The organism is Bacillus sp. AR8-1, from assembly GCF_008042345.1.
GTDB lineage: Bacteria > Bacillota > Bacilli > Bacillales > Bacillaceae_G > Bacillus_A > Bacillus_A cereus.
The window spans coordinates 1-26,661 of sequence record NZ_QNUB01000022.1 but is presented as its reverse complement, the minus strand read 5'-3'; the positions used below and the strand labels follow the sequence as shown (position 1 = coordinate 26,661).

Here is a 26,661-nt window from a genome sequence, read left to right as displayed (position 1 = left end):
AATTGGGGTGCAGTTCAACTATCTGCTCTTTTTTTCATTGGTTTTAGTTAGTTGAATGTAGAGTTGTAGTATAAAAACTGCTGCTTCTATAATGAGATTCCTATTCATCATTAATGGTGAGACATTATGTTAAGCTAATCCTTTAGTTTCGGATTAAAGTTTTTTTATATTTTTTTAAAATGACGGACACAAAAACGCATATATCTTCGAATTATATATATGGATAACATAAATATGTATATAAAAGGGGAGAAATAAGATGAAAGAAAAAAAAGAAATGTTTCAAGAAATCGCTGAGGTGTTAAAGGTATTGGCGCATCCAGTTCGTCTATCTTTAGTAAAAATAATGCTTGCAAAAGGTCCTACTAATGTAACAACAATGTATGGGGATTTACAAATGCCTCAAAGTACAATTAGTCAACATTTATCTAAACTAAAAGCTGCTAAAATGGTTACAGGTACTCGGAAAGGATTAGAAATTTATTATGAGGTAACTGACAATCGCACAAAATCAATATTAGCATGTTTAGTTTAAATGATGATTTCTATTTCAAAATAAAAAGCGCTATTCTTTTCTATGATTTTACAGAGAGAATAGCGTTTTTTATTTTTAAGGAGTATCTTTTTATATGCCTATAGAATGGAGTGAAAGGTTCATGGGTTTAAATGTACCTACTATTACCTTAGGTTCTAATGCGTCTAATAATGAAAAAATTCTCGGTTTAGGGGTGCTTCTTTATAGCTTACGTACAATTGAGATTAGAAAAAGTAGAGCGAGCGTTTAATGAGGCGGAAGTAGTGTTTATATGCGAAACTTTATAGAAATCTCATTTTTCTAATTGTATCTTTTTAGATTGATGGATGTGGGGTCACGTCCATCAATCTAAGAAAACAAGTTAGCTAAAAAATGATGAAAATAAACTTTATAGAAATAAAAAATATGAACGTAGAGGATTAAACAAAGTATATAGTGCTTTTTTAGTCATGTAATCTTTTAATCTGATGATCTTTTCCCCATTCAAACAGATTATCCATTATTTGCATTAAAGATTTTCCATATTCACTTAGTGTATACTCAACCTTTGGTGGAACTTCTTGATATACGGTACGATAGATAATCCCATCAGCTTCAAGTTGCCGAAGTTGTTGTGTAAGAACCTTTTGTGTAATGTTTGGGATTTCTCGTTTAATTTCATTTGTTCGCATTTTTCCATCCGACAAAATACATAAAATATGAACTTTCCATTTTCCACCGATTACATCGAGTGTTGTTGCAATTGGGCAATTATCATTTTGATTCATATAACACCTCCACAGGTACTTTAAGGTTCCTATAGCACTTTAAAGTACGTACTTTTCAATTATATGTGACTCATTCATACTAATACGTAAAGGGTTGAATAATTTATAAAGGGGATGAAAAAAGATGAAAACACTTGTAATTGTAGCACATCCTGATATTGAAAAATCAAAAATTAATAAAAGATGGATTGAAGAACTTGAGAAATATTCGGATGAAATTACGGTGCATGAATTGTATAAAGTGGCACCGAATTGGGAGTTTAATATTGAAGAAGAGCAAAAGTTATTAGTAGAACATGACAGATATATATTTCAATTTCCGCTTTACTGGTACAGCTCACCACCATTATTAAAAAAATGGTTCGATGATGTATTAACATATGGATTTGCGTACGGATCTAAAGGAGATAAAGTGAGGGGGAAAGAATTTGGTGTAGCTATTTCTATAGGTGGATTAGAAAAAGACTATGAAAATAGTGGAATTACAATGGATGAGTTGACGAAACCATTCCAAGCTACATGCTTATACACAGGTATGGAATTTATACCTTCCTTTTATTTATATGGTGCAGAATATAAACTAAGTGATGAAGAGATTGATAAAAGTGCACCTGAGTATGTGCAATATGTGATGAACAAGAAGTATTCTAATATATAATGGGAAATATCCATTTACTTGTAAAGTAAATGGATATTTTATATTCTTCTTATATTCACTAAGTGTAATCTTTAGTAAATTAATAGTTAATCTGGTAAAATAAAAAACCTAACATATATAAAGGGGAGTTTTACTTGAGAACGATGCGACAATTATTACAAAAGAGAGCAATGCAATCACCAAATTTGGAAGCGCTTGTAGGGGGGAAGAAAAGATATTCGTTTCAGCAATATAATGAACGAGTAAATCAGTTTGCACATTATTTGTTATATAATGGTGTGCAAAGAGGAGATCGTATAGGAATACTATGCAAAAATAATCACCCATTTCCAAGCGTTATGATGGCAAGTTTAAAAATTGGAGCGGTATTTATTCCGCTAAATCATCAGCTGACTGTTTATGAATTAGAAACGATTGTAAAAGAAGCGAAATTAAAAGTGTTAGTTATTGATGAAGAATTTAATGAAGTGTTATTAAAGGTTGATGCTGTTAAAGAAATTCCTTATGTAATTCAAACAACAAAAGAAGACTTTGGTTCATTTGAATTAGAGTTGCAAAAACAGCCAACGACAGAACCGAACGTAGAAGTTCATGAAGAAGACGATGCCATTTACTTGTTTACATCAGGAACGACTGGACAGGCAAAAGCATGTGTAATTGGACATAAAAACTTACATCATTATTTTGCTGAAATTGCGGGACAAAGAGAAATCCCAGCAGGTGAACGCTTTTTATCTGTGCATCCATTGTTTCATATGAGTGGCGTGCTTTCTATTTTAAATTGTATTTATCATGGCGTTACGATGATCTTCTTAGCTGATTCGAATCCTGCTCTTATTTGGGATAAGATTGAAGAAGAGAAAATTACTACGATGCTTGCTTTCCCAGCCGTTTATAGTTACATGCTTGATGAACTAAATAAAAAAGAACGTAACATTTCAACCTTTAAAGTAGCACAAAGCGGTGGTACAAAAGTGCCAGAAACACTCATTCAAAAATATATGGAAAAAGGCATATATATGGTGCAAGGCTATGGTAGTACAGAAGGTTGGGTTGTAACCTCATGGCATCCAATGATGGGAAAAGAAAAGATGTCTTCTGTAGGAAAGACCTTGAAAAATGTAGAGGTGAAAATTGTTCACCCAGAAACAGGACATGAACTAACAACAAATGAAGTTGGAGAGATTCATGTGAAAAGTCCATACATGTTTAAAGGATATTGGAATAATGAAAAGGCGACAAAGAAGGTAGTAAAAGATAGCTGGTTTAACATGGGCGATGCTGGCATGATAGATGATGATGGATTCCTGCATATTATGGGAAGATATAAAGACGTTATTATACGCGGTGGTGACAACGTATATCCAGATCAGGTAGAAGATGTTATTCATGAAATACATGGTGTTTTAGAAGTTGCAGTAGTTGGAGTTCCAGATGACTTTTGGGGAGAGGTTCCAAGAGCTTTCATTGTGAAGGATAGCGAAACAATATTAACAGAAGAAAGTATTACTCAGTATTGTAAACAGAAATTAGCCAGTTACAAAATACCAGAAGTGGTATTCATGGATGAGTTACCGAAAAACGCTTTAGGAAAAGTGTTGAAGAGGGAATTACGAGATGTAGTTCTTGTGAAATAGAAAATTATGAAACGATGGAGAACCCAGTTATGTATAAAGCATGACTGGGTTTTTATGTATCAAAAACATAATGATTTACTAGATTTTGTATTTTGTGTAAGATAATAAAGAATATTCAATTAATATTTCGAGGGATGAAATTAAATGAAGCTATCGTTATTAGAAGTAGAGACGGATAGACTCATTATCCGTCCATTTCAAAAAGCTGATTATGAAAGTTGGTTAGATCGATTTTCTTATTGATTATAAAAATAAAGAAATGGACAAATAAGGAGAAAAGAAAATGAAGACTATAAATATATTTCATTACGACGCATTTACGAATAAACCAAATAAGGGAAATCCAGCAGGTATTGTATTAGAAGCAGATGGATTAACGGAAGAGGAAATGCAAATTATTGCTGAAAAAGTTGGATATAACGAAACAACTTTTGTTCTTTCCTCAGAAGTAGGAGATATAAGAATGCGCTATTTTACACCTGGTTTTGAAATGGAGTTATGTGGTCATGGGACAGTAGGGACGATATATGCCTTGCGCGAAAAAGGTTTATTAGAAGAGAAAAGTAACCTTATGATTGAAACGAAGGCTGGGATTTTACCGATACAAATAGGTGTAAATGAAAATGGAGAACCCTTTATTAAAATGAGACAGGCAGCACCTCAGTTTAAAGAATTTACAGGTTCAAAAGAAGAATTAGCTCATAGTATCGGTTTAGAAGTAAATGATTTAGATGTAAGTTTACCGATTGTATATGGAAGTACTGGTAATTGGACTGTAATTGTACCGATTAAAAATCTTAATGCATGTGAGAGAATGAAACCTAATAATGCTGCATTTCCATCAGTATTAAAAGAAATACCTAATGCTTCTATTCACCCAATTTGTCTAGAAACTTATGATGAACTAGCACAAATGCACGGCCGTCATTTTTCATCAGCTTACGCTGGGACGATTGAAGATCCAGTGACAGGAACAGCTTCAGGTGTAATGGGAGCGTATTATGCGGAGTATTTAGAGAAAGGTTTTGAACATGAATTGGGTTTAATCGTTGAGCAAGGACAGGAAATAAATAAAGATGGTCGTGTAACTGTTTATGTAACGAAAGGGATAGAAAACGAAAAGTTACAAATAGATATTGCTGGAACAGCGGTGTATGTGAAAGAGTTTGAAGTTTCAATATAAAGTGAAACTTTAATCAGTGGGGGTCTTACTGCCCGGTGAATAGCGGGATAAAAAGAAAGCCCGGAATACATCCGGACTTTCATTATCTGTTCACTACTTCAATGTACGAAGCATTTCCAGTTGTTCTTAAAGCGGAGCGGAAATTATTATTTTCTAACGCCTTAGCAACTTGTTGTAACTGCTGTGCATCATCATGATGAATAAGTAAGCTGTCAGCACCGCTTTCCTCTATATGAATGTGTTCGACATTTCCGATTGCATCATGTACAGCTTTTAAAAATTCAGGTTTCATATTGTCCTCCTATATGTATGTAACGTTGTAATTTAGTATTTCCTTATTTATGAAATATAAAAGTAAATGAAAGGAGAAATAAAAATGAATATAAAGCAGTTTAATGAACATATAACATCACTATTTGGAGAGCATCTTCATAAATATGGCGATGATGAATATGGTTTTACTTATATAAGTAAAGATGAATTTCACAAAATCGGTTACACAACAAATTTAACGTTAGAAACTATTGAAGAAGCGTATCGAAATGGAGTCGATATGATAGTTACACATCATGCGCCGTGGAGTTTTTTATTTGGTATGGAAGAGGCTTGTATTGAGAAATTGAAGCAATATGAAATGAATCATTTTTGGATTCATTTGCCGTTAGATTTTGTAAAGTTTGGCACGTGTACATCGTTATTTAACGAAATTGGGATAGATACAATACTGGAATATTCAACCTATGAGGAAGAAGAACTACCGGGAATAGGAGAATATAAAGAAGCGATTCCTTTTTCAAACTTAGTTGGAAAACTTGAAGAAAAAATGGAAGAGAAAGTGAAGAGCTGGAGAAATCACGATAAACCAGTAAAACGGATTGCGATCTTAACCGGTGCAGGAAACAATACAAATTTGATTGAACGTGCATTAGAAAAAGGATGTGACACGTACATAACAGGTGAAAAAACATTATATACAGTGCAATATGCGAAATTTAAAGGAATTAATTTAATTGTAGGCAGTCATACGTTTACAGAAGTGTTTGGTGTAGAAAGTTTGGTTCTTAAGTTAAAAGAAAGAGATAATTCAATAGAGATTACTAGATTAAATGAAGATCATTTGGAGTGAAGAAATCACATCGCATTACCATAAATGGAATGAACTTTATGATGGAATATTGAAGGAAGCAGTTGAAATGAAATAAAATTATCTTTTGTTATATTAAGATTTTTAGGAGGAATTCCCTTATGTTTGTCAAATAATAGTAAAGTTGTCTTTTGAATTAAGGAAATATTCGGAGTTGAAGGGTGAGAGAATGGACATTTCAATAATCACTGCACAACTAGTTAAGGAAAAAGTTATTTCACATTATCCAAATAGCGTAAAAGCATTAAACGGGGGAACGACAAGTACTATATATTTGTTAGATGAACAATACGTTATAAAGTTGAATGAATCGGATGTCATACGTGAAGAAGCTTATTTTCTTCAGTTTTATAAAAAGGACGAATTATTTCCAAAGCTTTTATATAAGGAACCTTTAAATCGCTATATTGTTTACTCATTCCTTGAGGGCACAACTTCTTGCAAACTAGGCCATAAACGGAGTGTTCTTAGTAAACTTGTAAAGGAAGTTATCAATAAGTATGAAGTAGCTACAGAGGTTGATGGCTGGGGATGGAAAGAAAGCCCAGTTCAATCTTGGAATGAATTTTTAACGACAAATGTGATGGAAGCTCATGAAAATGTAAGACGTTACATAAGTGAGGAAGAGTATAGAACGGTTTTTAAGTTAGCAAATAGTCCAAGTAGGGGGACTGGAATAAATCAGCCATTTTTATTGCATGGTGATCTTGGATTTCATAATTTTATATTTCAAGAGAATAAACTGCACGGTGTAATTGATCCTTTACCAGTGTTAGGAGATCCTATATATGATTTAATTTATGCGTTCTGTTCAACCCCGGAAGATTTAACAAAAGAAACAATCGATTATGCGATGAAACAATGTGTATTTCATAAAAAAGACCGTGATTTATATGAAGAAATAGTCATAGGATTATATTTGCGTATAGATACGTGTTTACTGCACCACCCGAAAGATTTAGAAGATTATTTAGCAGCTTGGCGTTATTGGATGGGTGAGGTTGAGGTGACTTTATAGCACAAATATTTTTGGGGAGATAGTGAGATGAATGTTGCAGAAGCCAAAAAGGATTTACTGTAATTCCATTGTCAGTTACAGTTGTTTATTTACTTACTTTTATAAGTTTATTAATTGAAAATAAAAAAGTAGATTATTATCAACAAAAATCAGTTTAATAAAAATATAGGGATAGGGGGAATTATGATGAAAAATTACGTTTGTACAACGTGCGGTGTGCAGTATGCAGCGAGTGTAGAGGAACCGGTGAGTTGTCATATTTGTGATGAAGAGAGGCAATATGTGAATCCGAAAGGGCAGTCTTGGACGACTTTAGAAAATTTGCAAACAGATGATACATATAAAAATGTAATAATCGAAGAGGAAAATGGACTTTATAGTATTACGACAAAACCAGGATTTGCGATCGGTCAAACGGCATTTATAGTGAAAACAGAGTCATATCGTTTACTATGGGACTGTATTACGTATTTAGATGAAACGACGATTGCGAAAATAAAAGAGCTTGGTGGATTAGATGCGATTGCATTGTCTCATCCTCATTATTATTCAACGCAAGTAGAATGGGCAGAGACATTTGATGTACCAATTTATATACATGAAGATGATAAAGAGTGGGTGATGCGTCCGAGTAGTCGTATTATTTATTGGTCTGGTGAGTCTTTACAATTAGCTGATGGATTAGTCATTCATCGTTTAGGGGGACATTTTAAAGGTGGATCTGTCTTACATTGGGAAGAAGGTAATGACGGAAAAGGGATTTTGTTAACAGGTGATATTATTCAAGTTGTAGCGGATGAGCGGTGGGTGAGTTTCATGTACAGCTATCCAAACTTAATTCCATTACCAGCGAGAAAAGTGGAAGAAATGGTGAATCGAGTGAAGCCATTACAGTTTAATCGTTTATACAACGCTTTTCATCGAGTAGTAAAAGAAAATGCAAATGAAGCAGTTGAACGTTCTGCTGAAAGATATATTGGAGCATTAGAAGGTAAATTATTTCATACGTAAAAAGGGGAGCAAGCCTAATGAAAACGTTAGTATGTTTTGGCGATAGCATTACAGCTGATGAGACGTTTTTTGATGGAACACCGAGATTAACGTCAAGGTTACAAGCAATGTTTCCAAATTGGAAAGTAGTGAATGCAGGTGTTCCAGGGGATAATACATTTGATGCGTTAAATAGGATTGAAGAAGATGTAATATCATATAAACCAGATTTCGTAACAGTTTTTCTTGGTACGAATGATGCAGTTTCTTTTTCTCAAGTGTCATTACAAGCATATAAAGAAAACTTAGAGAAGATTGTGAACCAGGTTTCCTCAGATAAAATACTACTTATTAGTCCTGCACCAGTTGATGAAGAAAGACAGTACAATAGAACCAATAAAGTGCTCGGTCAGTATACAGACGTAGTAGAGGAAGTGGCGAGGGAAACAGGAAGTTATTTTCTAAATGTATATGCTGAAATGATTCAAGAACGGGATTATAAAAGGTTTGTAGAAAATGATGAAAAAGATGGGTTACACTTTGGGCCAGAAGGTTATGAGTATGTAGCGAAGTTAATTGGTGAAAAGTTAAAAGGGATTTTATAAGGAGCAAAGCACTTAGTGCTTTGCTTTTTCGTATTTCTTTCGCAGTCCATAAACTTATTGATCGCTGTAATTTGGACAGATATTTTGCGTTTTTATCCCGCATTAACTGTCCGTAAACGCCCCATTGGTGAGGGCTAATAATCAGTGGGGGATGAACAAAAACCCCACTGATTAAAGTTTCACTTTATGTGCTTAAAAGGCGAGTTCTGTTTTAAAGTAATATAAATTTATTTTTAAAAATTTATATTTCGTAGTTGAAAATCAATAAAGGTGTAACTATAATAGTTACAGTAAGTTTGTTATTTTGAAATCTACACATTGAATTACAAGAATGAAGGGAGTTTTTATGTAAATCAAAAAGTTATAAAAATCTATTAATTTTTATAATAAGATAAAATGATTTTCGGTTCATACACATTATGAAATATGTTATTTCTAATAGAAAACTAGAGGTGGAAAAATGAAAAATTTTAAAGGTATGTTGATATCATCACTTGCAATTACAACTTTTGCTGGGGCAGGTACGACATTTGTAACAAATACAGTATATGCTGCTAATGACGATTCTAGTAAAATACAAGTTCGTTCTAATAAGAGTATAAACACAACAACTGGCTCGAGATTGCCTGTATTATCAGTCAATCCTTATGATGAACCTAGATTTTCAAGACAGGGATATCTTGAAGAGGCACCTTTAGGAATTAATGCTCCTTATGCTTGGGGAATTAAAGGAGGAAATGGCCAGGGAGCAACTTTTGTAGATTTGGAAGAAGGTTGGTTATTAAATCATGAAGATTTAGTCGGTCAAAATATTGAATTTATGTCTGGAAAAATGAGTAATGATCTTTCTCACGGTACTTCAGTTCTAGGTGTTGTTTCTGCAGCTGACAATGGGATTGGGAACATTGGGATTGCACCAAAAGCAAAGGTAAAAGTAATTTCAGTGATCCGAGATAATGGGAGAATCGATGTAAGAGATGCTATTTTAAGTGCCGTAGATTCTTTACAGGCTGGAGATGTTTTATTAATAGAAGAATCCTTTAAATATGATGGATATGGAGATGACCCTTTACCAGTAGAAGTATACCCGAGTATATTTAACGCAATTCGCAAAGGTACAGATAAAGGCATTATTATTGTAGAAGCAGCTGGTAATGGTGGGATTGATTTAGATGAATTTAAAGACCGTAATGGTAAGCAGATTTTAAATCGAAATAGTCCAGACTTTAAAGATTCAGGAGCTATTATAGTTGGAGCATCTACTGCAAGAGTTCCTCATAAACGTTTAGCTTTCTCTAACTATGGTAGTAGAATTGATGTATATGGTTGGGGAGAGTATGTTGATACATTAGATACATATCAAAATCAAAATAGTAAAGGACAAAAAGTTACAGATCAGAACATAATTAATCGTTATACTTCTAATTTCCGTGGTACTTCTAGCGCTTCGCCTATAATTGCTGGGGCTGCTGTATCGATTCAAGGGATTGCTAAAGAACATTTAGGTAAGGCATATACACCAAAAGAATTGAGAGCAATTTTAAGTAATCCTAATACAGGCACAAAGTCTAATAACCCATCATCTGATAAAATAGGGGTTTTACCAGATTTAAAAGCGATTTTGTCTAACCTTGGATTTCATAGTGATTTGACTACCAATGATCCTATGGTATTTCCAGATAACGTAGAAAAAAATGAAGGAAAAGAAAATTCAACTTTCGTATTTCCAGGTGAAGAAACAAAAAGAACAGGTGATAAAAATTCAACTGTAACCTTCCCAGAAGAAGATTTAAAACAGGAGGAAAAAGAAGAGGGATTAATTGTTTTTCCTGATTAATAAAAAAATACTACCTTCCATTTGGAGGTAGTATTTTTTATTTCTTGTCAATAACAAGCAGGCATGAAATTTGTATTTGTTTATCTTTCATAATGAACTTAACCACAAAGTCGAATGTTTGACTGTTAATTAACTTTTTCGTCTCAATCAATTACATGAATTAATCTAGAAATGCTTGCTGCAATGCTTTCAGTCCATCGCTGTATATACCATGAAACAGATTTATTGCCTCTTCATCACTAACCTCAACAGGAGTGAATGTACCAGACCACTCTACTAACGATGTGTTACTTTCAGTACCTTCTTTCACCTGGATTGTAGATAGATAATTAGTGACTGGGAATGGTGCATTCATGATTGAATACGTGTAGTAGCGCTCTTTATCATTGAATACTTCTAATCGTTCTATAATTGTATCCCCATCCGGATTAGCTAGATGACGTACACGACCGCCTTCAGTTAATTTACTGCTAGGTATATAAGGTAACCAGTCTGGAAGGGAGTTGAAACCTCCGATTAATTGCCATACTTGTTCCGGTGAAGAAAAAATTTCCATAGATGTAGTAGTATGTGCCATATTCATTACGCTCCTTTTCATCCCGGTATTTACGGGTAAATAATCAGTGGGGGATGCTCCCACTGATTAAAGTTTCATTATTATTTTACGTTGATTGGTAGTGGTGCATTAGGTGCTACTAGTTTTTGTTCGCGCATTTCTTGCCAGAATGCTGCTGGAATTACTGTATTTAAGGCGTTTTGGTCTTCTACAATTCGTTCCGGTTTACTTGCACCAGGAACAACGGCAGCAACTGCTGGATTTGCTAGTGAAAATTGTAATGCAGCAGCTTTGATGCTGATGTCGTGACGATCTGCAAGAGCTTTGATTTTCTCAACCTTTGCAATAATTTCTGGCGATGCTTTTTGATATTCGAAGTGAGCGCCTCCAGCAAGAATACCTGAGCTATATGGGCCACCAACAACAATATCCATATTATGCTTTACAGCTGCAGGCATTACTCGTTGCAATGCACGTTCGTGGTCTAATAATGAATAGCGACCAGCTAGTAAGGATATATTTGGTTTCGCTTCTTCTAAATCAAGCATAAGTTCAATTGATTCTACTTTGTTTACTCCAAGCCCCCAGCCCTTAATAACTCCTTCTTCACGTAAACGTGTTAGCGCACGGAATGCTCCTGTTCGAGCTGTTTCAAATTGTGAAATCCACTCATCACCATAAAAGTCTTGTGCTAAATCATGAATGAAAACAAAGTCTAGACGATCTGTTTTTAAACGTTTCAAACTTTGCTCGATAGAACGAAGTGTTGCATCTGCGCTATAGTCATTGATCATTTTATTTTTGCGACCAAATTCGAAAAGTCCGCCTTTTTCACCTAAATCACGTGCAGATGGATCTTCTAGTTCATCTGAAATCGTTCGACCTACTTTGGTGCTTAAAAAGTAATCATCACGATTTCTTTTTGACAGTGCTTCACCAAGACGGATTTCCGCTAATCCAGATCCATAAAGTGGAGCTGTATCAAAGTAACGAACGCCATTCTCCCAAGCAGCATCCACTGTAGCGAGTGCTTCTTCCTCTGGGATATTACGGTACATATTTCCTAGTGGTGCTGTACCAAACCCGATTTTTTCTTTTAGTAATTTACTCATTATAGATATCCTCCTAAAATATATTTGAAAATTATTTATTCATTGTGAATGGATGTGAAAATGAAAACATGTCATTTCATCGTCTGACAAAATGTATGATAAAAATACTCACTTTAAAGTACAGGTACTAACAGGTAATTTCTAACACTGCATGACTCACTCAACTCTTACAAATGCTATTATGAAATGTATTTTACATAATGAAAAGTACGTACTTTAAAGTGATATAGATACTAAAAAGTAATACAGGTACTTTTTGGTGCCGTACTACTCATCTGCTGTTTACGTATGCTATTATGAAACATGTTTAACACAATAAAAAGTATGTACTTTAAGGTGCTATAGATACTTAAAAGTAATATTTAAATATTTTAGCTTATTTGTCTTATAAAATTATTAAAGGAGATTTTTATATGAAAACATACAATATTCCTGTAGAGGCAACTTTAGAGGTTATCGGTGGAAAGTGGAAAGTAGTTATCCTTTGTCATTTAAAGAAAGACAAAAAGAGAACGTGCGAGTTAAAACAATTAATGTCTGGTATTACACAAATATAGTAAAGAAGTAGGGATGAAAATCGAAATGGTTTCTATCCCTACTTTTTCATTTTATATACAAATTAAGAACTAAAACTATATACTTTTAAAAAGTAAACTATATAATAAATGTAGAAACGAAAATTTATGAGCAAGGAAGTTGAAAAATATGACATTAACAATGGGCTTTATTGGATTTGGAAAGTCAGCTAACCGCTATCACTTACCTTATGTAAACACACGTAATAATATAAAAATAAAAACGATTTTTGTACGTCAAATAAATGAAAAATTAGCGGCTCCATATAAGGAAAAAGGTGTTTACTTCACTACTGATTTGGACGAATTGTTGAATGACAAGGAAATTCAAGTCGTGACGATCTGTACGCCAGCACATACGCATTATGAATTAGCAAAAAAAGTTATACTAGCTGGAAAATCAGTTATCGTTGAAAAACCATTTTGCGATACAGTGGAACATGCGAAAGAATTATTAGCTTTAGGACGAGAAAAAGGTGTAGTAGTTATGCCTTATCAAAACCGCCGTTTTGATGGTGATTTTTTAGCTGTGAAGCAAGTAATTGAACAAGGGTTCCTTGGTGATATTATTGAGATTGAATCACATATTGATTATTTCCGTCCTGGTTCAATCACTCATGAAGCTCCAAAAGAAGAAGGTTCATTTTACAGTTTAGGTATTCATACGATGGACCGTATGATTTCACTATTCGGCCGTCCAGATACGGTGACATACGATATTCGTAATAATGAAATGGAAGGTGCGGTTGATAACTATTTCGATGTTGGTTTACATTACGGAAATCAGTTGAAGATTAAGCTGAAAACGAACCATGTCGTAGCAAAAGATTATCCACGCTTTATCGTTCATGGAACAAATGGATCATTTATTAAATATGGTGAAGATCAGCAGGAAAATGATTTGAAAGCGGGTGTTATGCCTGAGAGTGTAGGATTTGGTGAAGATTCACCGATGTACTATGGAGTTGCTAAGTATCGTAATGCAAATGGTGACTGGATTGAAAAACAAATTAAAACGCCACTTGGTGATTACGGTCGTTTCTATGATGCCGCGTATGAAACAATTATAAATGGTGCACCAAAACTTGTGAAAGACGAAGAAGCGGTAACGAATATTGAAATCTTAGAAAATGGATTTGCTTCCCCATCACCTTCAGTTTACAAACTTGAGGCTTTACATTTGAATGAATAGAAGAGAGTTTGCAGTATAAAGGAGGTATGGAAATGGCAAGCGGATCAACACAAGTAAAATACCTCGGCATTTATCAAAAGATTAAACAGCAAATTTTAGACGGTGAATATAAAATCAACGAAAAAATTCCGAGTAGCCCCGTCCTTGCTGAAGAATTTGGTGTTTCAGCCCTTACTATTAAGAAAGCGCTGGATCTATTAGTTAGAGATGGCTACATCATCCGCCGGCGCGGAAGTGGAACAGTGGTGCAAGATTGGCGTCAACAGGAAAAGGCACGAATGATTCAAACTTTAACAGGTACGAAAGCTGTATACGGCAGTGAGGTAGAAAGTAAAATTATCGAGTTTGCGATTGTTGGGGCTGATGAAGTAGTTGCTGAGAAATTGGGAGTTTCAATCGGTGATTTCGTCTATAAAATCATTCGCCTCCGCATCATTCACAGCATTCCGACGATTATGGAGCATACATGGATGCCAATTTCGGTTATCCCAGGTGTTGAGGCTTCTGTTTTAGAGGAGTCTATATACTCACATATTCAAAATAAACTTAGTCTTGAAGTAGGGACATCTGTTGTCAGGGTTAAAGGAATTCGCCCAGATGATAGGGAAAAGCAGTTTATGAACTTAACAAATCAGGATTTCCTAATGCGAGTTGAACAAGTAGCTTATTTAACGGATGGACGAACTTTTGAATATTCTTATGCAGATCATCTACCCGAAACCTTTGAGTTTGAAACAGTCATTACTGCAAAAAATTATAAAGAGATATAAAAATCGGTTGAGGCAAGTATTGTCTCAACTGCTCCTATTATACGTTAATAGAATGAATCCAAGACTTAACATTTGATTTATAGAACTGTAAAGTTTAAAATTACAGTATAGTTTTTAGAAGTGAGTTGTTATCGTCTGTAAAATGTAGATAAATTAAATATTCTCGAATAAATAATATTGCTTGTATTTGATTCTAAACTGTAATTTTTTTTAATACATTTCAATAACCGATGTTTAAAATGTACGTTTCATAACATTAAAGGAGTGAGTTAAATATGGTAATTCTATATACAACAGCAAGCTGTGCCTCATGCCGAAAAGCGAAAGCATGGCTTGAAGAGCATCAAATTGATTATATTGAAAAAAACATCGTATCAAATTCTATGACAGTTGATGAGCTTAAATCGATTCTTCGTTTAACTGAAGAAGGGGCTACTGAAATTATTTCAACTAGATCCAAAACTTTTCAGGACTTAAATATAAATATTGATGAGCTCTCGCTAAATGAATTTTATACATTAATAATTGAGCATCCACTAATGTTGCGTCGCCCGATTATGCTGGACGAAAAAAGATTGCAAATTGGTTTTAACGAAGAAGAAATTCGTAAATTTTTACCACGTAGCGTCCGAACATTTTTAAACATTGAATTACAAAAGTTGGCTAATTAATAAATAATATTTCTTATGGAAAATTTTCTTGAAAGGAGGAAGCAGAAGATGATTGAAGTATGTGTTACAGTTAATTATAATGATAGAAATTATCAAACAAATGTTATTGTGAGTAAAGATACGATTTGGACAAAAATTAAACAACTGGCAGAAGAACAAGTGAAGAAACAGTGGAGTGTTTAATTTTATTTTCAACTTAAAAAGCTAAATGAAGTTATCAGATATAGGTGGGCCCGGATAGAATATAAGAGAATTAATTTTTTATGGCAAGAAGTATTCTATATGTTTTAACGTTCTAACCTATCTGTAATATTTATGGCTATAGTATATTAATATATGAAAAACAATATTTTGAATCGTAGGAGGAAAATCATGAACAGCGACTTTACCTTGGCCATACACAGTTTAACTTATTTAGCTTTACAGCCAGATCGGATGTCAACAAGTAATGCTATTTCAGAAAGTGCAGGTGTACATCCAGTACGCATTCGCAAAGTACTAAGTTTGTTAAAAAAACATAAGTTTATACAATCGAAAGAGGGGACTGGTGGCGGTTTTATTTTCGCTCGCGATTTAGATGAAATTAATCTTTGGCATATTTATCAGATAACCTCTGAAGGTGCTTTGCAGCCGAAGTGTCCAGAATCAAACAATCAGTGTGTTGTAGGTTCGAACATGCGAAAAGTTCTTTTCGCTATTTTCTTAGGTGCTGAAGAGCATCTAGGTGAATACTTAAAGAATTATACAATGAAAGAAGTTGTTGACCTTATCAATCAAGAGCGTTAAGCGGCTTAATTATTATATAGCCGTGAGTTCTTAACACTTAAATGTAATGAAAAATATTACAGTATAATTGTTTTTATATCTTTTTTATCGTCACAAAAAATATTTATAGGAAGGTGAAACGGTATGATGTCAAATAATAATCATGTTTTAAAAGTAGGAGATTGGGTTCGTGGAATATCAAATGAAGGTGAGTTAATAGTTGGTTATATTGTGTCACTTGATGATGTGGAGGATATAGTTACAGTTAGTATTGTGAAACGTGACGGCAAGTACACAATAAATGAAGCGATTTTACTCTTTAGTAAACACGTTAACAAACTTCCTGAATCAAAGGTAATAAATAAGGAACAAATCCTTTATCTTATAGATCTTGCATTATTAACAGGGGATGAAGAATGGTTTATCGAGCTTTCTTCAAAATTAAACTCGATAAAAGAGCTAGTTAATGAGGGATTTTAAAATTTAAACTTTTGAGGATGCACACAATCCGCCTTATGGAGAGGACATAATTACTTTTCGCATAAAAGGAAATGATGTAAAAACGATTCATTACAAACATAGAGATATTCCTGATAACGATAATTATGTAAATGAGCTGTCCATATGGGGCAGCTTTTTTGTTTTTTTACTCAGTGTATCTTTTTAAAATGTATATGAATTCAATATTAATAATATATATCCTAAAATTTGGTTTTTTTATTTTGGAATTTTTTCTTTTTACCTACATTAATTATTTATTAGAATATCTTTTATGTTTAAAATGAAATTTTTTGATAAAGGGGATATAAGTATCTTTATAATGAGTAACCTAGAAAAACAATGTATTATTGTATTTTTTTACTAACTAATTCAGCTTTAAGCGATAAAAACAATGGCTACATGCTAACTGTAAAATATTATCCATATAAAATTATTCCACTTTAATATTTCTGAAAATATAAAAATATTAATTTTATAAATATACACGTTATAATGAGGGCGTCGAGAGAAATTTTATTATCTCTGGAGAAAATATAAAAAATGCGATTACTAGTAAGAAAGGTGTGTGATTAGAGGCGAAATGTATGTAATGTGCTTCAGTGGCTTGTGTAAGCAATATCATCAGTGCTACCGAAGTTATGAAGGTAATGTATAGAATTGAGAAAGAAATGCCTCGCAAATGAAGAGAGGCCGGTTTAGCTAAAATTACTGTTAAAAGTAAAAAAGAGAAACCATTAAAGTAATACACTGTTATTAGAAATGTTGCAACGTATTTATGAAGTCTATTCTATATTGTTCTCTTAAGAGGTCTTTATATAAAGAGCGGATATTACGAGTAAACTTTTTTGTGAACGCTAACAATTATATTAGGACGCTAACTAGCGAATGTTTCAATTTGGATTCATTATGATGAAGGACATACAAAGTGGGGCAACTTGTAAGGAATTCATTTTCCGAAAAGGGAATATTTGTTAGGCGTAAAGAGAGATGTAGGAATAGATACAAGGGGGAGTTATTATATGAACGGGAATACTGCAAAGAAAATAGAAGTTCAAGCTGAAAATACCGCACGAAAAAATGAGCAATATGCAGATCCGAAAAAGTGGCATAAGCAGGATACTACATGGGCACTCAGTCTATTTGGAACTGCAATTGGAGCAGGGGTGCTCTTTTTACCGATTAATGCAGGTTCAGGTGGTTTATTATCTTTACTACTAATTACATTACTTGCATATCCAGTTATGTATTACTCACATAGGGCGCTTGCTAAAATGATATACGCTTCTAATTCTGCTGATGAGGGGATCACAGGTACAATTAGAGAGTATTTCGGAAATAAAGCGAGTATCATTTTTAACATCGTATATTTCGGTTCAATTTATACAATCGTACTAATGTATTCGGTTGCGCTTACAAATACTGCAAGTAGTTTTATCGTGCATCAATTGCACATGCCAGAACCTCCAAGGGCTATTTTATCACTTGTATTAGTTCTTGGTCTTATCGCTATACTAAATTTTGGTCAAGATATTACTGTAAAGGTAATGAGTATGTTAGTGTATCCTTTCATAGTTTCTTTACTTTTTATCGCAATATCTTTAATTCCACAGTGGAATACGTCAATGCTTAGTTTTTCAGCTGTTTCAACTGCTTCAACAGGAACAGGCTATTTTGGAACGATATTGATGATTCTACCAATCATCGTATTCTCATTTAATCATTCACCTATGATTTCATCATTTGTTGTGAAACAGAGAGCTACGTATGGAATCGAAGCCACTGATGCTAAATGTGCGCAAATACAAAAGGTTTGTTATATCATGACATTCGCTGTTGTTATGTTCTTCGTTTGGAGTAGTGCATTGAGCTTGACTCCAGATGATATAAAAATGGCAAAAGAACAAAACTTATCAATTCTTTCATATCTTGCTAATGAGCTTAATTCGCCTGTAATCACTATTGCAGCTCCAATTATTGCTTTTGTGGCTATTACAAAGTCTTTCCTTGGCCATTATATCGGAGCATTTGAAGTAATGCGTGACATGATTATTAAGTTCGGTAAATCACGTGGAAAAGATATTGAAGAAAAAACAATTAAGACAGTAATCCTTACTTTTGTTGTATTATCATGCTGGTTTGTTGCTTATACAAATCCAAGTATTCTTGGACTTATTGATTCTCTAAGCGGTCCTTTAGTTGCTGCTATCTTATGTCTATTACCGATGTATGCGATTCAAAAAGTGCCAGTACTAGCTAAATACAAAGGGAAAATGAGCAACGTATTTGTTATTATTGTAGGTGTACTTACAGTTTTAGCAAGTATTAAGTCATTATTCTAATTCACTATTATTGCTATTAGTGTAAAAATAGTTAACACGAAAAACTTTTTGGACAAACTTCTCACATTGGAGAGTTTGTCCTTTTTTAGTCATTCTATCAACTTGAAACAGCCACCTTCCAGGCAGAAGGTGGCTGTTTCGGTATTAATTTATTTTAACTATTCACGTCTAAATGGACCTTTTGGAGCAATAAGCTCTAAATTAGTACCATCTGAATCGAGGAAGTAGGCAACTCCTGTACCAAATCCAGTTTTCTAGCCGTCTTCTTGAAAGATAATTGGTTCGTCATCTGGGTGCTATCCTATGCCCATCAAGCTAACAAAATGGATTGCCTCTGAAACAAAAAATGATTTTTATTACTATAAAAAACGTAAAGTATCTGTTTTTAGAAAAAATTAATTTTTATAAATTGATGGAGATATAACTCAATTCTTTTATATATGTAGTTAAATATGATTGTCAGAATGAACTTAAAGTAATTATGATTTCTAGAAATACGAACTGATGTTTTGAATTGGTTTAAAGTTGCTGGAACAAAATAAAACCAATTGAGCAAAAAAACTTGCAAAAATAAAAAGAGAGATGCATATTAATTGATGTATCAATAATTGATACATCAATTAATATTTTAACAAGAAAGAAAAGGAATATTTTATGAAGGAAATGTTCGTAAATATCAGTGGAGAAGAACGCAAAATACTTATTCATGTTCTATTACAGATGCAAAAAAATGTAGAGAATATTAAAGAATAGAGAGTGTAGGGGGCAGAATAGTGTGGAAATAATCGCAGCTATTTTAGTCGGGATCGTAGCATTAGAACATTTGTTTATCATGATCCTTGAAATGTTTTTTATTGATTCAAAAGTAGCGAAACGTGCTTTCAAATTACCGAAGCATTTAGAAGGAGATCGAAACGTAGCCATTATGTTTGCAAACCAAGGTTTATATAATGGATTTTTAGCGGCTGGTCTCATTTGGGGACTTGTACTTGGGCTCAATCCAATTGGTTATATGGTCCAATTATTTTTCGTGATTTGTGTGGTGATAGCAGCTATTTTCGGAGGTTTCACATCTAATAAATCAATTATTGTGAAACAAGGACTTCCAGCTGTTTTAGCATTGGTTGCCCTTTTATGTATAATATAGAATCAAAGTTTTTCAATAAAAGGACTCATTTTTGAAAAGAATACGCTATTCTTTCTTTAGAATTATAGGAAAGGATGGCGTTTTTGTATGTCTATTTCTATATGTAGTGAATTATAACTATTCTCTCAAGGGACTCAACTGCTTTTCAGCTTTTGGATATATTTTCATCCATCTTTGTTTCCTCCTATTGTTGGATAGTGTAATAATTGATAAAAATTTTGATGAAATTGGATTATAACGATTAATCAAAAAAGTTAGTGATTAAAAATATTATTCTTTAGTACATACATTTTTAAGATGTTAAATATATTTCATAATAGTCTCTGTAAGATAGGGATAAGTAGAATAGTACTTTTTATAACTTTGAATGTCATTCATAATAGCACCAGTAAGAAGAAAACAAGCTTTACGGTACTACTAGTTACCAAAGATGTTACAGTAGTTTATTTAGAATCAGATTGATTGAAAGGTTGTACTATATGGCCTAATAATTTCGAAAAAATGTCGGTGTGGCATAAAACAATTATGGAGGTTAAAGATATGAGTACTTCAAATTTGAATGAAATAAGTAAACAAATTTTAAAAGAGGAGGAAACACTTCAATTTTCCTCTTTTACAAATGAAGATGCCTTGCAACTAGGTTTATTTATCGTTGAAACAGCAAAGCGAGAGGGGAAATTGATTGCTGTTGATATAACGAAAAATGGTGTGCAATTATTTCATTTCAAGATGACAGGGACAAATGAGGAAAATACGAAATGGATTGAGCGTAAAAAACGAGTCGTTTCCCTGCATGATCGTAGCTCGTATTATATGCAGATACAAAGTGAAATAACTGGGGTCTCCTATAATGAAAAATATCTTTTAGATACTTCAGAATACGCTGCGTTTGGTGGATGTTTTCCTATCAGAATAAAAAACGTAGGGGTTATTGGAATGATAACAGTTTCAGGATTACCACCAGAAGAAGATCACGAATTGGTAATAAGGGCAGTTAAAAATCATTTGAAGCAATAGTAAAAGTAAATGTGATGGTTAAGTAAAAGCCAAGAATGAACATATTATTGTTCGTTTTTGGCTTTTTATTATTTTTTCTTATAGTCGGCTAAGAGGGTTCTTTTACAGGTAGTACTTAATTTTGCAATGTTCTTTAAATTGCATTGTTTTGTTCGAGTGAGCGAAATTGCTGTAATTGAAGATGCTCTAAATTAATGTGAAATTTGGTGATTAAAGTAGCTACATTTCATATTTGTGTAAATATGAAACAAGCAGGATACATGAATAGAGAATGGGTAAAATAGTACCGAATGATGATTAGATTTTATGAATGATGTTATAAGGCTTTTTTTAGGAAAACTGAAAGAAGCAGTGTGTTTAGATTTAGAATGACTGGCAATGGGTGCTAGGAAGTTCAATGATTCAAAAATGAACTCATTTAAACGCATATTATCTTCGAGATGTATCATTTTGAAGAATATTAAAACTTAGGAGGAACGGAATTATGACAAAAGATTTCTATACTGCACTGAAAGAAAGACGTACTTACTATGGGATTAATAAAGAGGTACAAGTATCGGATGAAAAAATTAAAGAAATCGTGGAGTTTGCTGTGAAATATACTCCATCCGCTTTCAATTCTCAAACTGCACGATTAGTTGTATTATTTGGTGAAGCTCATGATAAATTATGGGATATTACCACTGAAACATTAAGAAAAGTAGTTGGAGATGGAGATTTTTCAGGAACGCAACAAAAAATGGATTCTTTTAAAGCTGGTTATGGAACAGTATTATTCTTTGAAGATGAGGCTATCGTTAAATCGCTTCAAGAAAAGTTTGCTGCATATGCTGAAAACTTCCCAATTTGGTCACACCAAGCATCAGGTATGCACCAATTAGTCGTGTGGACAGGTTTAGAAGCAGAGGGATTAGGGGCATCATTACAACATTATAATCCATTAATTGACGATGAGGTAAAACAAGAATGGAATGTCCCTGCTAATTGGAAACTAATTGCACAAATGCCATTTGGTAATCCAACAGCTGCACCAGGTGAAAAAGAATTCCAACCACTTGAAGAGCGTGTGAAATTTCATAAATAATAAACATTATTCATAAGGAATGAGTAAAAAGATTCTAGTTATGAATTCAATCACAAGTGTAACGATATATATATTAAAAAAACACGAAGACATTTAAGTCTTCGTGTTTTTTTAATTCATTTTTGAAAGTGATAAAGGAGTATAGGCAAAGATATTTTATTGTCGAATGTTAAATATTTGTATATGTAAAATTACATATATTTAATGATTGATAATCATGAATTAATGTAACTATAATAATTACACTGGGAAATAACTTATGGACTACAGTTTTAAGTAACGAAGGAGGAATTTGTTTTATTGTATTTTGTATATAAAAAATAGAAAAGGAGATATGCAAATGAAAAGATTACTTGTTATAGGCATAATGTATACAATGTTTTTCCTCATAGGAAATATACACTTACATGCTGATGAACGAATAAATGCAAAAAAAATTACTAGTTTAGAAGAGCCTACTTGGATATTTCAGGCGGGCATAAGTAAGGGGAAATATCATGATCGACAAGATTTAGGATTTATTTTGAAGAGAAATACACCATTAAAGGTAAGACAAACAAATCCTAATTTTAAAGACAAATTAACATTACGTTTATTGTCTAATGACTCAAAAAATGAAAAATCCATACAAGTAGGAAATGAATGGGTTACTATCCAAGGTGATACGTCTTTAGTTCCTTTCATAGATACTCCGTATGGTGAAGAGCACGCTGTACTTGAGTACCAAGTAGAGAATGAAAGTGCTACTAAACCCCTTCCCATTTATAAACAACAAGGAAGTGTATCTCAATTTTTTAGTACATGGGATCAATTTGATGGAGAGTATGCGTTACTTCAAGGGGAGAGTTTTCAATTATTTGTACCTAAAAAAGATAAAGAGTTAGTAAGATCTTTAAAAGATTTTCAATCATTGGATGAGTTAATTGTGTATTATGAAGATATTTTTGTGATGTATGATTCAATTATTGGTTTAGATGGCTCAACGTTTGAAAATAAAAAAAGTCAAAATCGTTATTTCTTAAAAGCAGATATATCTGGTGCTGGCGGTGCCTATTATGGCACAAATTGGACAGCGAATAGTACAGATAGTACAAAGATGTGGTTAGATAAACTAAGTTGGGGAACTTTACATGAAATCGCTCATGGATACCAAGCTGGTTTTGATAATCAAGGAATATTTACAGGAGAAGTTTCTAATAATCTATTTGGTGTTCAATATCAATATAGTAAATACGGCAAAAAAGCAGATCAAGTTGGTTGGTTGTTTAATTTCGGGAAAAAGGAACAGGTAGAACGGAATTTATATAATGCTTTAATGAAAGAAAATAAAAATTATGATGATTTAGATTTACGACAAAAACTTATTCTTTTAACAATGGCGAAACAAAAAGCTGGCGATGAAGCATTTGCAAAAATGTATCAAGGTTATCGAAAACTAGCTAGCAATGCTGCTTTCAAAAAAGGTGACCATTCTTTACCAGATTTAATGAATCAGTATTATAGTGAGAATGGACAAGTTGATTTTACACCTGTTTTTGAAAGGTGGGGCTTTAAGCTTAATCACAAACAAATAGAGATGAATAGGGCGAAAGGTTTTCCGGCTGTTACTTCTTTAGCTTATATAGTGCCTGAATCACAATTAGCGAAAGCAAGAGCTATAGTTGATCCTGATATTCCGATAAACTCCAACTTCGAAATAGTTACGAATCAGCAAATTGCTCCACTTGGGCTAAAAGGGAATTTGCATATCCATTTAAATACAAATGAAATAAATACATTAAAAGGAGGAAAAATTAAATTAAAAGAAGGGAATACAGTTATTCAAGAGAAAACAATTGAAACAACAGATATCAATTTACAAGACGTACCAAATGGAGTGTATACGGTTGAAATTTCAGGTGGGAAAACGAATAGTATGTACCATTTCAGTTCGTATTATGCCTATGTAAAAGAAAAAGATAATAGTCTAAAGATTGATATTAACGAAATGAAAGTGAGTAAGTTGGTAAATGAAACGATTCAATTCCTAGGATTAGGAGATGACCAGTTTGCCGTATTAAATACAGACTTAGAGCAAAATCGAGCTATTTTTACGGTTACTACTAAAACGCCTCATAGCTATTATGCAGGTGAAAAATATGCATCGATAGAGGTCTTTAATGAAAAAGGTGAAAAAATTTATACGAAGGAAATGGAAGGAACAAATGTAACAATTGTAAAAGATATCATTCCACTAAAAGAGGGATATAGAATTAAAATCTATCATGATGAAATAAAAAAACGATTAACTAGTAAAGCTACTATTATTAATCCTATGAATAAAACGAATGAATTTATAATGACAAAATGGGGATTGAAAAATACTTATTTGAAAAATAATCCAGAAGAAAATCTTATGCAAAGAATTGATGAAGAAATGGAAGCAATTATAAATAATCCGGTTTTAAAAAAGATACCAATGCAAAAATTAGAAATGAAAAAGAATGTGTGGATGGCAATAAATATGTTATCAGAACCACAAAAAATAACATATATGGATAAATATAAAGATAGCTTATATAATGAGTAATTTTTGAGAAATGAAATGAATCTAAAAGTAACGACGCAATCTATCTATATTATGAGGAATCACAATTCATAAACAGTAGATAAACATAGATAGTTTGAAATATCTATGTTTCCAATTTTGAAAAAACATTTATTTAACTTAATAATAAGATTATAAAGGAGTAAGAATATGAATAATTTCGTAAAGGTAGGTTTAACTACAGGAGTGGTGTTATCGGCGATTATGCCTTATGGAGGAGTACATGCGGAAACAGAAGATTTAAAAGTGGAAACAAAGGAAGATACGTTCCGAACAGGTAATTTAACAGCACCTTCTCAAAATTCGGCAGAAAATGTAGCAAAGGATGCACTAAAAGGAAAAACAGAACAAGCATTATCATCAAAGCAAGTTAATACGGAATCCAAAGTTAATTATAATGTTACGCAAAGTCGTAAATCTTATGATGGTACTACATTGGTACGTCTTCAACAAACGTATGAAGGACGTGATGTATACGGATATCAACTAACAGCACATATTAATGATGATGGTGTACTTACGAGCGTTTCGGGAGATAGTGCCCAAGATTTACAACAACAGGAAGATTTGAAACAACCTATTACTCTATCAGAAGAGGATGCAAAGAAACAGCTTTTCAACATCTATGGAAATGATCTCACATTTATTGAAGAACCAGAAATTAAACAAGTGGTATATGTAGATGAAAATACAAATAAAGCTACAAACGCATATCAAATTACTTTTAGTGCATCTACACCTGAATATGTATCCGGTACAGTATTAATTGATGCTTTTGGTGGTAATCTATTAAAAGAACTCGTTCAAAAAATGGGTATACAAGTAGAGAGTAGTATTGTCCAATCTGCGACATCAAATAAATCAACAGATCCTTCAAAATTAACAGGTACAGGAAAAGATGACTTAGGTATTAATCGTACGTTTGGAATTACACAAAGAAGTGATGGAACGTACATGCTTGCAGATTATTCTCGTGGTAAGGGAATTGAAACATATACTGCTAATTATAAAGATTATAATAATTATAGAAGAAATGTATGGGGTTATCTCGATGATTTAGTAACAAGTAATTCTACAAATTTTACAGATCCTAAAGCAGTTAGTGCCCATTATTTAGCAACGAAAGTATATGATTTTTATCAAGAAAAATATGGCCGTAACAGCTTTGATAATAACGGACAAAAAGTAATTTCTGTCGTTCATGGTTGGAACACAAATGGTACGAATAAAGGAAATCCTAAGCAGTGGTTTAATGCATTTAGTAATGGCGCTATGCTAGTATACGGAGATCCAATTGTTAGAGCATTTGATGTGGCAGGACATGAATTTACACACGCGGTTACAAGAAATGAGTCTGGACTTGAGTACGCAGGAGAAGCTGGTGCAATTAATGAAGCGTTATCTGATATTTTAGGAGTAGCCGTTGAAAAGTATGCCAATAACGGAAAGTTCAATTGGACAATGGGAGAACAATCAGGTCGTATTTTTAGAGATATGAAAAACCCATCATCTATCTCTTCTAGATATCCAGAGGATTATAGGCATTATAATAACTTACCTATTGATGCTGACCACGATCATGGTGGTGTACACACGAACTCTAGCATTATTAATAAAGTAGCTTACTTGATTGCTAGTGGTGGAAGCCATAATGGAGTAAACATACATGGCATTGGAGAAGATAAAATGTTTGATATTTTCTATTATGCAAATACGGATGAATTAAATATGACTTCTGATTTTAAAGAATTAAAAGAAGCTTGTATTCGTGTAGCAACGAACTTATATGGTAAAGACTCATTAGAAGTACAAGCTGTCCAACAAGCCTTTAAAGCAGCGTATATTTAATATTATTGTGATGAATTACAAACTCTTTCATTTTAATATAGTGATTAATTTGTATTTATAGACAAAAACCTTGTAGAATTTTTCTGCAAGGTTTTTTTGAATGTTATCCCGCTATTTGCTGGG

General features: G+C 33.1%; 26 protein-coding genes and 5 pseudogenes. 26 read left to right on the top strand and 5 right to left on the bottom strand.

The features are described 5' to 3' along the window. Nucleotides 1-259 precede the first annotated feature (259 nt). Both DN400_RS17950 and DN400_RS29560 read left to right on the top strand, forming a co-directional pair. Complete coding sequence (locus tag DN400_RS17950; protein WP_000660066.1) at nucleotides 260-535, top strand: ArsR/SmtB family transcription factor; 276 nt, start codon at nucleotides 260-262, stop codon at nucleotides 533-535. 94 nt (nucleotides 536-629) lie between these two features. Further along, the gene (locus DN400_RS29560; RefSeq protein ID WP_001121202.1) at nucleotides 630-785 is read left to right on the top strand and encodes a hypothetical protein; all 156 of its coding nucleotides are present in this window, start codon (nucleotides 630-632) and stop codon (nucleotides 783-785) included. 193 nt (nucleotides 786-978) lie between these two features. On the opposite strand, the gene DN400_RS17945 is transcribed toward DN400_RS29560, so the two are convergent. Further along, the gene (locus tag DN400_RS17945) at nucleotides 979-1,302 is read right to left on the bottom strand and encodes a winged helix-turn-helix transcriptional regulator (RefSeq protein WP_001072981.1); all 324 of its coding nucleotides are present in this window, start codon (nucleotides 1,300-1,302) and stop codon (nucleotides 979-981) included. Nucleotides 1,303-1,426: 124 nt separating this feature from the next. On the opposite strand from DN400_RS17945, the gene DN400_RS17940 reads away from it, so the two are divergent. From DN400_RS17940 to DN400_RS17930, 4 genes and pseudogenes are all read left to right on the top strand, one after another. Continuing rightward, the gene (locus tag DN400_RS17940; protein ID WP_065229132.1) at nucleotides 1,427-1,960 is read left to right on the top strand and encodes an NAD(P)H-dependent oxidoreductase; all 534 of its coding nucleotides are present in this window, start codon (nucleotides 1,427-1,429) and stop codon (nucleotides 1,958-1,960) included. Between the two features lie 134 nt (nucleotides 1,961-2,094). Beyond that, on the top strand, nucleotides 2,095-3,597 hold the full coding sequence (locus DN400_RS17935) for a class I adenylate-forming enzyme family protein (RefSeq protein WP_065229131.1): 1,503 nt from the start codon (nucleotides 2,095-2,097) through the stop codon (nucleotides 3,595-3,597). A 144-nt stretch (nucleotides 3,598-3,741) separates the two neighbouring features. Then, nucleotides 3,742-3,834 (top strand): annotated as a pseudogene (locus tag DN400_RS29700) (GNAT family N-acetyltransferase); the annotation flags it as partial. 46 nt (nucleotides 3,835-3,880) lie between these two features. Continuing rightward, nucleotides 3,881-4,780 carry a PhzF family phenazine biosynthesis isomerase gene (locus DN400_RS17930; protein ID WP_065229130.1) on the top strand — a complete coding sequence of 300 codons (900 nt, stop codon included), beginning with the start codon at nucleotides 3,881-3,883 and terminating at the stop codon, nucleotides 4,778-4,780. Nucleotides 4,781-4,862: 82 nt separating this feature from the next. Here the strand turns inward: DN400_RS17930 and DN400_RS17925 are convergent, their stop codons facing one another. Beyond that, nucleotides 4,863-5,072: a hypothetical protein gene (locus DN400_RS17925; protein ID WP_065229129.1), complete on the bottom strand. Its 210-nt coding sequence runs from the start codon at nucleotides 5,070-5,072 to the stop codon at nucleotides 4,863-4,865. Nucleotides 5,073-5,156: 84 nt separating this feature from the next. Here DN400_RS17925 and DN400_RS17920 point away from each other — a divergent pair, with 84 nt between their 5' ends. The 6 genes and pseudogenes from DN400_RS17920 to DN400_RS17900 all read left to right on the top strand — a co-directional run bounded on the left by DN400_RS17920 (nucleotide 5,157) and on the right by DN400_RS17900 (nucleotide 10,374). After that, complete coding sequence (locus tag DN400_RS17920; RefSeq protein WP_065229128.1) at nucleotides 5,157-5,906, top strand: Nif3-like dinuclear metal center hexameric protein; 750 nt, start codon at nucleotides 5,157-5,159, stop codon at nucleotides 5,904-5,906. Nucleotides 5,907-6,093: 187 nt separating this feature from the next. Next, nucleotides 6,094-6,942 (top strand): aminoglycoside phosphotransferase family protein, encoded by an 849-nt coding sequence (locus DN400_RS17915; RefSeq protein ID WP_065229284.1) that lies wholly within the window; start codon nucleotides 6,094-6,096, stop codon nucleotides 6,940-6,942. Between the two features lie 41 nt (nucleotides 6,943-6,983). After that, a pseudogene (locus DN400_RS30310) lies at nucleotides 6,984-7,100 on the top strand (DUF7010 family protein); the annotation flags it as partial. 25 nt (nucleotides 7,101-7,125) lie between these two features. Continuing rightward, nucleotides 7,126-7,953 carry an MBL fold metallo-hydrolase gene (locus DN400_RS17910; protein ID WP_080477935.1) on the top strand — a complete coding sequence of 276 codons (828 nt, stop codon included), beginning with the start codon at nucleotides 7,126-7,128 and terminating at the stop codon, nucleotides 7,951-7,953. A gap of 17 nt (nucleotides 7,954-7,970) precedes the next feature. Beyond that, the gene (locus DN400_RS17905) at nucleotides 7,971-8,537 is read left to right on the top strand and encodes an SGNH/GDSL hydrolase family protein (RefSeq protein ID WP_065229126.1); all 567 of its coding nucleotides are present in this window, start codon (nucleotides 7,971-7,973) and stop codon (nucleotides 8,535-8,537) included. Nucleotides 8,538-8,997: 460 nt separating this feature from the next. Next, nucleotides 8,998-10,374: a S8 family peptidase gene (locus DN400_RS17900; protein ID WP_000787682.1), complete on the top strand. Its 1,377-nt coding sequence runs from the start codon at nucleotides 8,998-9,000 to the stop codon at nucleotides 10,372-10,374. Nucleotides 10,375-10,534: 160 nt separating this feature from the next. Here the strand turns inward: DN400_RS17900 and DN400_RS17895 are convergent, their stop codons facing one another. After that, the gene (locus DN400_RS17895) at nucleotides 10,535-10,951 is read right to left on the bottom strand and encodes an SRPBCC family protein (protein WP_000951538.1); all 417 of its coding nucleotides are present in this window, start codon (nucleotides 10,949-10,951) and stop codon (nucleotides 10,535-10,537) included. Between the two features lie 80 nt (nucleotides 10,952-11,031). Beyond that, complete coding sequence (locus DN400_RS17890) at nucleotides 11,032-12,042, bottom strand: aldo/keto reductase (RefSeq protein WP_025117971.1); 1,011 nt, start codon at nucleotides 12,040-12,042, stop codon at nucleotides 11,032-11,034. 413 nt (nucleotides 12,043-12,455) lie between these two features. Here DN400_RS17890 and DN400_RS30305 point away from each other — a divergent pair. From DN400_RS30305 to DN400_RS17845, 9 genes and pseudogenes are all read left to right on the top strand, one after another. Beyond that, nucleotides 12,456-12,593: pseudogene (locus DN400_RS30305) on the top strand (winged helix-turn-helix transcriptional regulator); the annotation flags it as partial. Nucleotides 12,594-12,747: 154 nt separating this feature from the next. After that, the gene (locus DN400_RS17880) at nucleotides 12,748-13,809 is read left to right on the top strand and encodes an oxidoreductase (RefSeq protein ID WP_000176638.1); all 1,062 of its coding nucleotides are present in this window, start codon (nucleotides 12,748-12,750) and stop codon (nucleotides 13,807-13,809) included. A gap of 32 nt (nucleotides 13,810-13,841) precedes the next feature. Then, nucleotides 13,842-14,579 (top strand): GntR family transcriptional regulator, encoded by a 738-nt coding sequence (locus DN400_RS17875; RefSeq protein WP_025117973.1) that lies wholly within the window; start codon nucleotides 13,842-13,844, stop codon nucleotides 14,577-14,579. A gap of 275 nt (nucleotides 14,580-14,854) precedes the next feature. Further along, nucleotides 14,855-15,250 carry a transcriptional regulator SpxA gene (spxA, locus tag DN400_RS17870; RefSeq protein WP_000236189.1) on the top strand — a complete coding sequence of 132 codons (396 nt, stop codon included), beginning with the start codon at nucleotides 14,855-14,857 and terminating at the stop codon, nucleotides 15,248-15,250. Nucleotides 15,251-15,298: 48 nt separating this feature from the next. Beyond that, entirely contained in the window at nucleotides 15,299-15,433 is a 135-nt protein-coding gene (locus DN400_RS17865) for a BA3454 family stress response protein (protein ID WP_000573532.1), read from the top strand. Nucleotides 15,434-15,622: 189 nt separating this feature from the next. Next, nucleotides 15,623-16,036 carry an Rrf2-family transcriptional regulator SaiR gene (gene saiR, locus DN400_RS17860; protein ID WP_001083465.1) on the top strand — a complete coding sequence of 138 codons (414 nt, stop codon included), beginning with the start codon at nucleotides 15,623-15,625 and terminating at the stop codon, nucleotides 16,034-16,036. Nucleotides 16,037-16,159: 123 nt separating this feature from the next. Continuing rightward, entirely contained in the window at nucleotides 16,160-16,495 is a 336-nt protein-coding gene (locus tag DN400_RS17855) for an IDEAL domain-containing protein (protein ID WP_000987461.1), read from the top strand. A 7-nt stretch (nucleotides 16,496-16,502) separates the two neighbouring features. Further along, nucleotides 16,503-16,682, top strand: a pseudogene (locus DN400_RS17850) (DUF3888 domain-containing protein); the annotation flags it as partial. Between the two features lie 853 nt (nucleotides 16,683-17,535). Next, a complete protein-coding gene (locus tag DN400_RS17845; RefSeq protein ID WP_001014190.1) occupies nucleotides 17,536-18,855 on the top strand; it encodes an aromatic amino acid transport family protein in 1,320 nt (439 codons plus the stop codon). A gap of 158 nt (nucleotides 18,856-19,013) precedes the next feature. Here DN400_RS17845 and DN400_RS17840 read toward each other — a convergent pair. Next, nucleotides 19,014-19,148 (bottom strand): annotated as a pseudogene (locus DN400_RS17840) (VOC family protein); the annotation flags it as partial. Nucleotides 19,149-19,630: 482 nt separating this feature from the next. On the opposite strand from DN400_RS17840, the gene DN400_RS17835 reads away from it, so the two are divergent. From DN400_RS17835 to DN400_RS17815, 5 genes are all read left to right on the top strand, one after another. Next, nucleotides 19,631-20,002 carry a DUF1304 domain-containing protein gene (locus DN400_RS17835; protein WP_000402471.1) on the top strand — a complete coding sequence of 124 codons (372 nt, stop codon included), beginning with the start codon at nucleotides 19,631-19,633 and terminating at the stop codon, nucleotides 20,000-20,002. Between the two features lie 501 nt (nucleotides 20,003-20,503). Beyond that, nucleotides 20,504-21,019, top strand: coding sequence for a heme-degrading domain-containing protein (locus DN400_RS17830; protein WP_139016290.1), 516 nt, complete (start codon nucleotides 20,504-20,506; stop codon nucleotides 21,017-21,019). A 484-nt stretch (nucleotides 21,020-21,503) separates the two neighbouring features. After that, complete coding sequence (locus DN400_RS17825; RefSeq protein ID WP_000158938.1) at nucleotides 21,504-22,103, top strand: nitroreductase family protein; 600 nt, start codon at nucleotides 21,504-21,506, stop codon at nucleotides 22,101-22,103. A gap of 334 nt (nucleotides 22,104-22,437) precedes the next feature. Further along, on the top strand, nucleotides 22,438-24,672 hold the full coding sequence (locus DN400_RS17820; RefSeq protein WP_139062883.1) for a putative mucin/carbohydrate-binding domain-containing protein: 2,235 nt from the start codon (nucleotides 22,438-22,440) through the stop codon (nucleotides 24,670-24,672). A 168-nt stretch (nucleotides 24,673-24,840) separates the two neighbouring features. Further along, entirely contained in the window at nucleotides 24,841-26,538 is a 1,698-nt protein-coding gene (locus DN400_RS17815; protein ID WP_065229122.1) for a M4 family metallopeptidase, read from the top strand. Nucleotides 26,539-26,661: the final 123 nt, after the last annotated feature.

What these genes read in the sequence shown, in the direction of transcription:
- DN400_RS17930 (WP_065229130.1), top strand. Translation starts at nt 3,881, where the DNA reads ATGAAGACTATAAATATATTTCATTACGACGCATTTACGAATAAACCA.
- DN400_RS17905 (WP_065229126.1), top strand. Translation starts at nt 7,971, where the DNA reads ATGAAAACGTTAGTATGTTTTGGCGATAGCATTACAGCTGATGAGACG.
- DN400_RS17825 (WP_000158938.1), top strand. Translation starts at nt 21,504, where the DNA reads ATGACAAAAGATTTCTATACTGCACTGAAAGAAAGACGTACTTACTAT.
- DN400_RS17940 (WP_065229132.1), top strand. Translation starts at nt 1,427, where the DNA reads ATGAAAACACTTGTAATTGTAGCACATCCTGATATTGAAAAATCAAAA.
- DN400_RS17945 (WP_001072981.1), bottom strand. Translation starts at nt 1,302, where the DNA reads ATGAATCAAAATGATAATTGCCCAATTGCAACAACACTCGATGTAATC.
- DN400_RS17915 (WP_065229284.1), top strand. Translation starts at nt 6,094, where the DNA reads ATGGACATTTCAATAATCACTGCACAACTAGTTAAGGAAAAAGTTATT.
- DN400_RS17820 (WP_139062883.1), top strand. Translation starts at nt 22,438, where the DNA reads ATGCAAATGAAAAGATTACTTGTTATAGGCATAATGTATACAATGTTT.
- DN400_RS17875 (WP_025117973.1), top strand. Translation starts at nt 13,842, where the DNA reads ATGGCAAGCGGATCAACACAAGTAAAATACCTCGGCATTTATCAAAAG.
- DN400_RS17830 (WP_139016290.1), top strand. Translation starts at nt 20,504, where the DNA reads ATGTCGGTGTGGCATAAAACAATTATGGAGGTTAAAGATATGAGTACT.
- DN400_RS17815 (WP_065229122.1), top strand. Translation starts at nt 24,841, where the DNA reads ATGAATAATTTCGTAAAGGTAGGTTTAACTACAGGAGTGGTGTTATCG.
- DN400_RS17895 (WP_000951538.1), bottom strand. Translation starts at nt 10,951, where the DNA reads ATGGCACATACTACTACATCTATGGAAATTTTTTCTTCACCGGAACAA.
- saiR (WP_001083465.1), top strand. Translation starts at nt 15,623, where the DNA reads ATGAACAGCGACTTTACCTTGGCCATACACAGTTTAACTTATTTAGCT.
- DN400_RS17920 (WP_065229128.1), top strand. Translation starts at nt 5,157, where the DNA reads ATGAATATAAAGCAGTTTAATGAACATATAACATCACTATTTGGAGAG.
- DN400_RS29560 (WP_001121202.1), top strand. Translation starts at nt 630, where the DNA reads ATGCCTATAGAATGGAGTGAAAGGTTCATGGGTTTAAATGTACCTACT.
- spxA (WP_000236189.1), top strand. Translation starts at nt 14,855, where the DNA reads ATGGTAATTCTATATACAACAGCAAGCTGTGCCTCATGCCGAAAAGCG.
- DN400_RS17855 (WP_000987461.1), top strand. Translation starts at nt 16,160, where the DNA reads ATGATGTCAAATAATAATCATGTTTTAAAAGTAGGAGATTGGGTTCGT.
- DN400_RS17845 (WP_001014190.1), top strand. Translation starts at nt 17,536, where the DNA reads ATGAACGGGAATACTGCAAAGAAAATAGAAGTTCAAGCTGAAAATACC.
- DN400_RS17925 (WP_065229129.1), bottom strand. Translation starts at nt 5,072, where the DNA reads ATGAAACCTGAATTTTTAAAAGCTGTACATGATGCAATCGGAAATGTC.
- DN400_RS17880 (WP_000176638.1), top strand. Translation starts at nt 12,748, where the DNA reads ATGACATTAACAATGGGCTTTATTGGATTTGGAAAGTCAGCTAACCGC.
- DN400_RS17900 (WP_000787682.1), top strand. Translation starts at nt 8,998, where the DNA reads ATGAAAAATTTTAAAGGTATGTTGATATCATCACTTGCAATTACAACT.
- DN400_RS17950 (WP_000660066.1), top strand. Translation starts at nt 260, where the DNA reads ATGAAAGAAAAAAAAGAAATGTTTCAAGAAATCGCTGAGGTGTTAAAG.
- DN400_RS17865 (WP_000573532.1), top strand. Translation starts at nt 15,299, where the DNA reads ATGATTGAAGTATGTGTTACAGTTAATTATAATGATAGAAATTATCAA.
- DN400_RS17910 (WP_080477935.1), top strand. Translation starts at nt 7,126, where the DNA reads ATGATGAAAAATTACGTTTGTACAACGTGCGGTGTGCAGTATGCAGCG.
- DN400_RS17890 (WP_025117971.1), bottom strand. Translation starts at nt 12,042, where the DNA reads ATGAGTAAATTACTAAAAGAAAAAATCGGGTTTGGTACAGCACCACTA.